The sequence below is a fragment of the Streptomyces sp. CNQ329 genome (assembly GCF_000482585.1).
This window is the reverse complement of sequence record NZ_AXVU01000080.1, coordinates 1-9,054: the sequence shown is the minus strand read 5'-3', so window position 1 is coordinate 9,054 and position 9,054 is coordinate 1. Positions and strand designations below refer to the sequence as shown.

Sequence of the window (9,054 nt, the reverse complement as noted above, 5' to 3'; positions counted from 1 at the left end):
ACCCGGCCCGCCGAGTCGATCGCGGCCGCGGTGTGGGTGTCCTTGTGGGTGTCGACGCCGCCGGTGACCTCGACCTCGTGCTGTGCCATCGTTGGGTGTGCCGTCCTGTCCATTCGACCGGGTGGGTTGGCACCCGTCGGCCGGGAGGGCGGACAAGACAGTGATGGGGCCTCTGGCCAGGCTCTTATGAAGTCACGTCCCCCGGCCCGACGGATGCAGGCGAACGTCCCCCGGACAGGGCCGACAGATCCCGTTGAAGACCCTGAGTCAGTCAGGCGTTGGGTCAGACCCCGCCGGGGAACGCTCACCTACATCCTCACTGTCAGGCGACGAGCAGCCGCAGGCCCAGTTCGGCCGTGTCCAGGGCGACCAGGTCGCGGTTGCGCTCCGCCCAGCGGCCCGAGGCGAGGTCGTCGCGGAGGCCGGCCACCGCCCTGTGCTCCGCCCGGGGGCCCACCCTGGTCCACACCGACACCGCGCGGCGCACGTGGTCCTCCAGGTACGCCTCGGGCCGGCGCCAGTACGCCTCGAAGAAGCCGTCCGCGCAGTCCCACGGGATGAGCACCGGCTCCGCGCGGCCGTCGATCGCGCGGGTCAGGTCGGCCAGCGAGGGCCAGTCGGTGAGCAGGCCGGCGAACTCGGGCAGGTAGTCGCGGGTGAGCCAGAACCGCTCGCGCCGGCCCGGGTCGCAGGCGTCGTAGGTGAACACCACCACCCGCCGCGCCACGCGCCGCATCTCACGCAACCCGGCCACCGGGTCGGGCCAGTGGTGCACGGTGCTCACCGCCATGGCCGCGTCGAAGGATCCGTCCGCGAACGGCAGGCGTTCCGCGTCGGCGGCCACGCACCGCGCCGCCCCCGCGGGCCGCTGCGCCCGCATGACCGCCGACGGCTCCACCGCCGTGACATCGCGGTCCGGCGGCTCGTATGAACCGGTGCCGGCGCCGACGTTCAGCACCGTCCGGGCATCGCCGAGCGCCTCCCAGATCCGCGCGGCGATCCGCGGCTCGGTACGCCGGGTCGCCGGATAGGCGGAGCCGATGAGCTCGTACAACTGGGGTCCGAACACCTTCAGTTGTTCCTCCGACGTCGTCCTGATCCCCATCGCCCGCGCCTCCAGCTCCCTGTCGATGGCCGTCACCATGGCGGCGGCGCGCTCGCGCTGGGCCAGCAGCAGCCCGCGCAGCCGGTGCAGGTGCGCGACCGTGTCGGTGGCCGGGTCGTCGACCAGCTCCGCGATCTCGCGCAGCCCGAACCCCAGCCGCCGGTACCCGAGCACCTCGCGCAGCCGCTCCACGTCGCCCGCCGCGTAGGCCCGGTAGCCGGCCGCGGTCCGCGCGGACGGCCGGACGAGGCCGATCTCGTCGTAGTGGTGCAGCGTGCGTACGCTCACGCCCGCCAGCTCGGCCACACGCCCCACCGTCAGATGCTCTGCCACGCCCACGAGCGTGAGGCATCACGCCACGTGAGGGTCAAGGGGTGCGCGTGACGCGGCCGGGGGTACGCCGGAGGGGACCGGCGGTGTCGCCGGGAAGCCCTCACGCGGGCCCGGCCCGGCCGTGGCACCTCGTGCTGCGGGGAGTCCGGGCCCGGCGGGGACGTCCCCCTCGGGCCCGGACTCCGCACGCCGGCAACGGACGCGCGGGCGGAGGCGGTCCGTCAGCCGGGGAAGGTGGCACCCCAGGTGGCGGGGCCGACAATGCCGTCGACGGTGAGGCCCTTCTTCGACTGGAAGTCCCGGCACGCGGCATCCGAGTTGGGGCCGTAGGCGCCGTCCGCGGCGAGGCCGTAGCCGTGGCGGGCGTTCATCTGGTTCTGCCACGTGGCCACGCTCGCGTGGCTGAACGTCGGCGGCTGGCGGAAGTTGACGCCGGGGTAGGGCAGCGGGCCGCCGCCGGGGTTCGTCGCGCCGTTGAGCACGCCGTTCGCGTAGAGATTCCCCGGGCAGCCGGTGCTCAGGTGGTCGCGGTGGCCGCAGATGGCGGGGCCCGCATTGCCCTGCGTGCGCAGCCGGTTGACGGCGTAGCGGAAGGCGTTGATCAGGCCGGTGGTGATGGTGTCGTAGTCGCCGGCGGTCCCGCCCACGAGGCCGCAGACGGCGTACCAGTTCTGGTTGCCCGGGTTGGTGCCGTTCGCGGCCGTGCGGCGGTTCTCCCCGCGGCCCTGGAACACGTAGTCGTGCACGCATACCAGGTGGCTGTACGCGATGTCCGCCCAGCCGTTGCTGTCCATGTGGTAGTTCTGGATCCCGCGCACCTGGGCGGCGCAGTCCGCATGGTTCGCGCGGGCGACGTGGACGGCGTCGACGTGGTGGATGGTCACCCCGCCGTTCTGGGGCGTGATGTTGCTGTTGGTGTTCTGCGGAGCGCGTGCACCCCACTGGGACCGGGTGACGAAGGTGGTCACAGCTCCCTCCGCCCGGTCAGCGCACAGTCGACGGTGGCGTTGAGCGGCTCCTCCTGCGCGTGCCGCAGGACGCCGGGCGGATGGATCGCGCCGGGATGGCCGGGACGGTTCACGATCGGCAGCTCGCGCGGGTCCGCGGCGAAGGCCGGACCGGAGCAGATCACGGGTGCGGCGGCCACGGCCGCGGCTATCCCCAGGAAGCCTCGGCGGGATGGTCGTTGCGACATGTCGTCTCCAGACGGTTGTGGGGGTTTCGTGGGCTGAGTCACGCGCCTTGCCGTCTTCTCGCGTACGTCAGAGGTACCGCACGCCGGTAGCGCCGCGGTTGCGCGCTGCGGCAACCCCCCTGCGCCTCGCCCACGTTGCGGCGGGGGCGGCCGGGCCGCCGCCGTCCCCGGGCCGGGCGGCGCGCGTCGCTCACGATCCGATGAAGCCGTGGGTGCGCAGGAAGTGCAGTGCCGCCTCGTCGGCCGTCCGCCCCTGGCGGTCGACCATGTCGAGCAGGCCGATGACGGTGTCCTCGGTCAGCTCGTCGCCCAGCGCCTTGGCCAGCTCCTGCAACTGCGGGTTCTCGCGCAGCGTCTCCTCCCTGACGGTCAGGGCGGCCCGTTCCGTCGTGAAGTGGTTCCGGTCGTCCTCCAGCACCGTCAGCCCCAGCGACTCCAGGCGCGAGTCGGTGGTGAAGACCTCCGCGAACCGGCAGGGGCTCCCCTTGGCGACGTTGACGAAGTTCAGCGCGAACGCGTTCTGGTAGACCTGCGGTGAGGGGATGTCCAGGTCGTACGTCTGCTGAAGGGGCGTCAGCTCACGGTCCAGAAACTCCGAGGCGCCGCAGAGCGTCAGCTCGTCCGGGTGCTCCTCCTGCAGCTCGCGAAGCTGGCCGAGCCGGTCCACCTCGCCGGCGGGCCCGGGGGCGTCCGCCGCGCGGGCGATGGCGTACTGGTCCCCGAAGCGGGCCGGGCCCAGCCACCGGATGCCGTTCTCGCGGGCGTCCTGACGGGAGGTGGCGCGCAGTTGCGCCATCTCGCCGGGGACCGGGCGGTCGTGCCCCAGGTACTGGGTCCAGCCGGTGCCGGCGTACTCCCAGTACAGGTCGACCTCGCCGCTCTCCAGCGCCTCGCGGACGATCGCCGAGCCGTTCAGGCCGGTCTGGTCCTTGACCTTGGCGCCGGCGGCCCGCAGGGCGTAGAGAGTGATCTTGCCGAGCACCTGCTGTTCGGTGAACTCCTTGGAGCCGACGGTGAACTGCCGCCCGGACAGATCCAGTTGCCCGGCCAGTGAGCCGCCGCGCAGCTCGGCGGCGCTCACTGACGCGGCGTCGGACCTCGCCGAGCAGCCCGCGACGGCGAGCGTGGCCAGCGCGGAGAGCGCCGCGAGGCCGCGTCGTACCGCCTGTCGCCGCCCGTTGCCCCCGCCGCGCCCGGTCATCAGCAGCACGATGTGCCTCCGTCTCTCGTCTCGGGTCACAGGCCCCGCGGGCGCAGGAAGTCCTCGGCGATGCCCGCCAGCCAGTCGATGAACAGGGCGAGTACGGCGACCAGCGTGCTGCCGGTGACCAGGACCAGCGTGCGGCTGGAGTTGATGCCGTTGGAGATGACGTCGCCGAGGCCGCCGGCGCCGATGAACGTGGCCAGCGCGACGGTGCCGACGGTGATCACCAGGGCGGTGCGGATGCCGGCGAGCATCACGGGGGCGGCCAGCGGCAGTTCGATCCGCCACAGGATGCCGCCGGGCGTCATCCCCATCCCGCGGGCCGACTCGATCACCGGCGCGTCGACCTGCTGCAGGCCGGCGATGGTGTTCCGCAGCACCGGCAGCACGCCGTACGCCACGAAGGCGATCAGGGCGATCTGCGTGACGCCGAGGCTGACGAAGCCGACCGCGAGCAGCACGATCAGGCCGATCGACGGCAGCGCCTGCGCGATGCTGACGACGGCCAGGATCGGGCCGGCGAAGCGGCGCGCCCGGCTCCGGGTCAGCAGGACGCCGAGCGGCAGGGCGACGGCCAGGATCAGCACGGTGGACAGCAGGGTGAGCTCCAGGTGCTGCACGGTGCGGCTGACCAGGTACTCGGAGTTGAGGCTGCGCTGTTCGATCAGGTCCAGATCCTGCCGGGAGACGTAGAGGGCGAGCACGGCGAGGACCACGCCGAGGACGACCGGGGTGGCGGCGTACCGCAGGACGGCGGCCACCGCGGAGCCGCCGGCACGGTCGCTCACCGGGCCGGCGCCGGCCTCCGGGGGCCGGGCGGGTGCGTCCGCGAGAACGGGCGGAACGGTCACGGTGACTGCACCTCCTGTGCCTCGGGCGCCGTGCCGCGGGAGGGGGCGGCCTCGTTCATCAGCTCGCGGATCGCGTCCATCCCCAGCACGCCGCGGAAGCGGCCTTCTCCGTCGACGACGGCGACCGCGGAGGAGTTCACCGACAGCATGCGGTCGAGCGCGTCGAAGAGGCTGTCACGTGGGCCCAGGGTGCCGATCACCGGCACCTCCTCGCCGGGAGACGGACCCGGGCCCGGGCCGCCGGAACGGCTCTCGCCCGCGCCCGTCGTACGCTTCGATGAGCCGACGGCCATCCAGCTCACCGGCCGCCGGTCGCCGTCCAGGACCAGCACGTAGTCCTGGCCCGCCGCCTCCGCCCTCGCCGCCGCCTCCGCCCGGGCGTCCGCGTCCGCCGACCGGTCGATGCAGGTCCAGCCGGGCACCGGCAGATCGGCGAGGCGGGCGAGGGAGAGCCGCCGCACGGCGGCACCGCCGCCGATGAAGTCGCTCACGAAGCCGTCGGCCGGGTCCGCCAGGAGCTGTTCGGGCGTGTCGTACTGCAGTACCCGGCCGCCCTCGCCGAAGATCGCGATGTGGTCGCCCATCTTCACGGCCTCGTCGATGTCGTGGGTGACGAAGACGATGGTCTTGCGCAACTCGGCCTGGATGCGCAGGAACTCGTTCTGCAGCGCCTCCCGGTTCAGCGGGTCGATGGCGCCGAACGGCTCGTCCATCAGCATCACCTGCGGGTCGCCGCCCAGCGCGCGCGCCACGCCGACGCGCTGCTGCTGGCCGCCGGAGAGCTGCCGCGGGTAGCGCCGCCGGTAGACCTCCGGGTCGAGGCCGACCAGCTCCAGCAGCTCGTCCACGCGCCGGGCGACGCGCGCCTTGTCCCAGCCGAGCATCCGGGGGACGGTGGCGATGTTGTCGGCGACGGTGCGGTGCGGGAAGAGCCCGCCCTGCTGGATCGCGTAGCCCATGCGGCGTCTCAGCTCGGGCGCGGGGACGTGGGTGACGTCCCGGCCGTCCAGGTGGATACGGCCGGAGGTGGGCTCGATGAGGCGGTTGATGAGCTTCATCGTGGTGGTCTTGCCGCAGCCGGACGGGCCCACGAAGACCACGATCCGGCCGGCCGGGATGTCCAGGGTCAGCTCGTCGACGGCCGGGGAGGGCTGCCCCGGGTAGCGCTTGCTCACCTTCTCCAGGCGGATCATCGGCGTCTCGGCGGCGGTGCGTTGCGTCGTATCAGGCTGAGTCATGTCAGGCACCGAGCCCTCGTGGTGTGGTGAGTCGGTTGACGGCGGCGAACAGCAGGTCGAAGAGGATCGCGAGCAGCGCGATGGCCGCGATGCCCTCGATGGTCAGGTAGACCGCGAACGGGGTGCCGGCGGTGGCCAGGCCGTCCAGGATGAGGTTGCCGAGGCCCGGGCCGTTCACCGCCGCGGCGATGGCGGCGATGCTCAGCAGCAACTGGGCCGCGACCCGCAGCCCCGTGATGATCACCGGCCAGGCCAGCGGCAGTTCGATGACCGCGAGAATCCGGAGCCGCCCCATGCCCATGGCGCGGGCGGACTCGGTCACCGCGGGGTCGACCTCGCGCAGGCCGACCATCGTGTTGCGGATGACGGGCAGCAGCGCGTAGAGCGTCAGGGCGACGATCGACGGCCCGTTGCCCAGCCCCAGGGGCGTGATCAGCAGACCGAACAGAGCGTACGACGGGATGGTCAGCAGGAGTCCGGCGGCGCCCAGCACGACCGCGCGCGGCGCGCCCGTACGGTACGTGAGCACTGCCAGCGGCACCCCGATGAGCACGGCCAGCCCGAGACCCTCCAGCACCAGCACCGCGTGCGCGATGGTCTCGTCCAGCACGTCCGTCCAGTTGTCGGCGAAGAATTCGGAGAAGGTCATGGCCGCACCGCCGGATCAGGCCGTCGCCGACAGCGGCGCGGCGGCGGGTGCGGTGGCGAACGCCTCGTCGAGGAAGGCGGCCAGCTCGTCCACCGGACGAGGTCGAGGCGGACGATGTCCCAGGGCGAGACGATCCGCGAGCGGGCGTGCTCGCTGCGGCGCCCGCGGTCGGCGACGATCCCGTCGGCGTCCAGCCGCAGGCCCGGACTGAAGAAGGCAAAGGGTCGGGAGATCATGCGGAACGACTCCTGTAGGTGGAGGGGCGCGTAGCTGCTTCCTGCCGGTCCGGAGGGCTGCCGGGCTGCCGGTGCCGCGCACGGGTGAGGGGAGGCGGACCGGCGGGCCGGCCGGTCAGCGTCCGGCCATGGCCTGCGATATCTGCCGGGCGGCGGTGACGGCCACGCGGGCCGCGGCGTCCAGCTCCCGCCGCATGCGGTACTTCGGCGCGGAGACGTTCACCGCCGCCCTCACCCGCCCCTGGAAGCTCTTCTCCCGGCCGGCCTGTCCGGCGATCTCCACGACACCGAGACAGCCGCGCTCCGTCGCCTCCTTCGACCCCAGGGCCGAGAGGATGGCCACGGTGCGGTGAACGTCCGACGAACGATCGCTCTCCATGACGTGAGCATGCAGGTACGGTCCGTCAGGGGCAACCCCTGTTGCTCGCAGGGCAACTGCGGCCTCTCCCCGCCGCTCTCGTACCGCCGGGGTCACGGCGCGACCAGCGCCTCCGGCAGCTCGCTCGCGCAGGCCTCTCCCGGCGCCGCCGGAGCCGCCACAAGACGGGTTGCCGACCGAACAACACCGAAGCCACCGTGCCACGGAACGCGCGCGGGTTTCAGAGCGCTGTTAGGCGCGTCCCCCAGGATCCCGTCCGCGGGTCTCGACCCCGACTCCCGTACGCACCCACGCGCACCGGCGGCCCGCCGCCGGGAATTGGAGATCCCCGATGCCGACGTCCCCCGCTCGTTGCATCCGCACGGTCACCGTCGCCGCCGCATCGGCGGCCCTCGCCGCCGGCGCACTGACCGGCTGCGGCGATGACGACGACTGCGAGACCACCGCCATGACCCCCGTCGCCGCCGCGGCGCCCGCGAAGATCTCCGGCGGCACCACCAGCGGGTCCGGGGGTTTCCGCGGATCCTCCGGCGGGGCGGGCTCGCGGACCGTCTCGTCCGGCACGTCCGGCGACGACTGCGACGATTCCTGAAGGCGCGTCACCCGCGACGGTGAGCCTCGGCGTCAGCGCCGGGCGTCAGGTCGGAGCAGTGCGGGTGATCACCATTTCGCAGGTGAAGCCCCTGATGGGGGTGGCCTTCGAGGGCACGGCGACGGTCATACCCGGCAAATGAGTGGAAGTTCTCGGTGACACGGTGAGGGGTCTGCTGACCACTTCAGCGTTCTAGTAGAGAAGATCATGACATACCACACCGAGAAAGGTGACTTCCATGACGAAGATTGCACGCGCGGCTGCCGTGGCGGCGATGACGGTCGCACTGGGTGGCGTAGCCGCCCCGGCCGCCATGGCCGACGTCGTGATCATCAGCGAGAGCGGCCCGGGCGACTTCGCGTACAGCAACGTGCAGAACTCGAAGGGCGTCCAGGTGTCGCAGCTGGACTCCGTCAAGGCCAAGGTCCAAACGCACGTGAAGGGCAAGCTGAAGAACGTCCCCGTCACCATCGAGGTGGAGGGCGCCGAGCAGGACCAGGGCGAGAAGGCCTGAGCCAGTCCTTTTTCGGTCTGCCGCCCCCGGCACCCGCATTCCGGGCCGGGCGCGGTTTTCTGAAGGGGATGGTCGGCAGCCGGGGCGGCATCGGTCACCAGCCAGAGTCCGGTGCCGCCCCGATCCGTCTCCTCCGGGGCCCGTTCGACCGGTGCCCCCGGCGGGGCCGGCCCTGCCGGGGAACCCCAGCCGCACCGCGGCTGGGGTTCCCGAGGCGGTGGGTACCGGTCACACGGCGGGACCGCTCGCGCCCGCCACCGCTCGTCCGCCCGGTGGCGGTTCGCCTCGTGACCGCCGTGGACGGGGCGGCCTCAGCGCTGCAGGGTGAGGACGCCGGGTCGCCAGGGGAGCTGGTCGTACGGACCGCCCGCGCCGGGATCCTTGCCCTGGTAGAGGAACTGCAGGTTGCAGGGGTCGATGGTCATGGTCTGGTCGGGGTTGGTGCGGACGAGGTCGCCGTGGCTGATGTCGTTGGTCCAGGTGGCGCCGCTGTTCGCCCGGCCCGCGAAGGGGTTGCTCTCGCTGGTGGCCTGCGGGGTCCACGAACCGTTCAGGCTGGAGGACGTGAACGACCGGTAGTAGCGGCCGTTCGAGCCGATGGCTTCGACGATCATGAGGTATTGGTTCTGGCCGTCGACTTTGTAGACCTGTACCCCCTCGAAGAGGTTGTTCGTCGAGTCGGTCATGATCGTGGTGTAGGAGGAGCCGAAGTTGCCGGGGAAGTTCCCCAGGGGCATGCTCGCCCGGTAGATCCGGCC

The 9,054-nt window shown here is 72.2% G+C and carries 12 protein-coding genes; 2 read left to right on the top strand and 10 right to left on the bottom strand.

Features of this window, described 5'->3' with window-relative positions; translation table 11 throughout:
* Positions 1-322: 322 nt before the first annotated feature.
* From I003_RS0128250 to I003_RS0128215, 9 genes are all read right to left on the bottom strand, one after another.
* The gene (locus I003_RS0128250) at positions 323-1,411 is read right to left on the bottom strand and encodes a MerR family transcriptional regulator (protein ID WP_037721986.1); all 1,089 of its coding nucleotides are present in this window, start codon (positions 1,409-1,411) and stop codon (positions 323-325) included.
* 248 nt (positions 1,412-1,659) lie between these two features.
* Positions 1,660-2,406, bottom strand: coding sequence for a peptidoglycan-binding domain-containing protein (locus I003_RS0128245; protein ID WP_027774554.1), 747 nt, complete (start codon positions 2,404-2,406; stop codon positions 1,660-1,662).
* Positions 2,403-2,633: a hypothetical protein gene (locus I003_RS0128240; RefSeq protein ID WP_486584435.1), complete on the bottom strand. Its 231-nt coding sequence runs from the start codon at positions 2,631-2,633 to the stop codon at positions 2,403-2,405. The genes I003_RS0128245 and I003_RS0128240 overlap by 4 nt, the downstream gene beginning before the upstream one ends.
* A 190-nt stretch (positions 2,634-2,823) precedes the next feature.
* Positions 2,824-3,834, bottom strand: coding sequence for a glycine betaine ABC transporter substrate-binding protein (locus I003_RS0128235; RefSeq protein WP_051368572.1), 1,011 nt, complete (start codon positions 3,832-3,834; stop codon positions 2,824-2,826).
* Positions 3,835-3,869: 35 nt separating this feature from the next.
* Positions 3,870-4,688, bottom strand: a complete 819-nt coding sequence (locus I003_RS0128230; RefSeq protein ID WP_078564501.1) for an ABC transporter permease — start codon at positions 4,686-4,688, stop codon at positions 3,870-3,872.
* Positions 4,685-5,926 carry an ATP-binding cassette domain-containing protein gene (locus I003_RS33560; protein WP_051368570.1) on the bottom strand — a complete coding sequence of 414 codons (1,242 nt, stop codon included), beginning with the start codon at positions 5,924-5,926 and terminating at the stop codon, positions 4,685-4,687. The genes I003_RS0128230 and I003_RS33560 overlap by 4 nt, the downstream gene beginning before the upstream one ends.
* A 1-nt stretch (position 5,927) precedes the next feature.
* Positions 5,928-6,575 (bottom strand): ABC transporter permease, encoded by a 648-nt coding sequence (locus I003_RS35825; RefSeq protein WP_027774550.1) that lies wholly within the window; start codon positions 6,573-6,575, stop codon positions 5,928-5,930.
* On the bottom strand, positions 6,572-6,811 hold the full coding sequence (locus I003_RS36255; protein ID WP_158689035.1) for a hypothetical protein: 240 nt from the start codon (positions 6,809-6,811) through the stop codon (positions 6,572-6,574). Before I003_RS36255 ends, I003_RS35825 begins: the two co-directional genes overlap by 4 nt.
* A gap of 115 nt (positions 6,812-6,926) precedes the next feature.
* Entirely contained in the window at positions 6,927-7,190 is a 264-nt protein-coding gene (locus I003_RS0128215; protein WP_027774549.1) for a hypothetical protein, read from the bottom strand.
* Between the two features lie 331 nt (positions 7,191-7,521).
* On the opposite strand from I003_RS0128215, the gene I003_RS0128210 reads away from it, so the two are divergent.
* Together I003_RS0128210 and I003_RS0128200 are read left to right on the top strand one after the other, a co-directional pair.
* Entirely contained in the window at positions 7,522-7,782 is a 261-nt protein-coding gene (locus I003_RS0128210; protein ID WP_027774548.1) for a hypothetical protein, read from the top strand.
* Between the two features lie 238 nt (positions 7,783-8,020).
* Positions 8,021-8,296 carry a hypothetical protein gene (locus I003_RS0128200; RefSeq protein ID WP_027774547.1) on the top strand — a complete coding sequence of 92 codons (276 nt, stop codon included), beginning with the start codon at positions 8,021-8,023 and terminating at the stop codon, positions 8,294-8,296.
* Between the two features lie 311 nt (positions 8,297-8,607).
* Here I003_RS0128200 and I003_RS33555 read toward each other — a convergent pair.
* The coding region (locus tag I003_RS33555; protein ID WP_037721936.1) for a non-reducing end alpha-L-arabinofuranosidase family hydrolase at positions 8,608-9,054 on the bottom strand (447 nt) is incomplete at its 5' end.

Bases quoted from the DNA above. Each gene is read 5' to 3' on its own strand.
- I003_RS0128235 (WP_051368572.1), bottom strand. From the start codon at position 3,834: ATGACCGGGCGCGGCGGGGGCAACGGGCGGCGACAGGCGGTACGACGC.
- I003_RS0128210 (WP_027774548.1), top strand. From the start codon at position 7,522: ATGCCGACGTCCCCCGCTCGTTGCATCCGCACGGTCACCGTCGCCGCC.
- I003_RS36255 (WP_158689035.1), bottom strand. From the start codon at position 6,811: ATGATCTCCCGACCCTTTGCCTTCTTCAGTCCGGGCCTGCGGCTGGAC.
- I003_RS35825 (WP_027774550.1), bottom strand. From the start codon at position 6,575: ATGACCTTCTCCGAATTCTTCGCCGACAACTGGACGGACGTGCTGGAC.
- I003_RS33560 (WP_051368570.1), bottom strand. From the start codon at position 5,926: ATGACTCAGCCTGATACGACGCAACGCACCGCCGCCGAGACGCCGATG.
- I003_RS0128200 (WP_027774547.1), top strand. From the start codon at position 8,021: ATGACGAAGATTGCACGCGCGGCTGCCGTGGCGGCGATGACGGTCGCA.
- I003_RS0128240 (WP_486584435.1), bottom strand. From the start codon at position 2,633: ATGTCGCAACGACCATCCCGCCGAGGCTTCCTGGGGATAGCCGCGGCC.
- I003_RS0128215 (WP_027774549.1), bottom strand. From the start codon at position 7,190: ATGGAGAGCGATCGTTCGTCGGACGTTCACCGCACCGTGGCCATCCTC.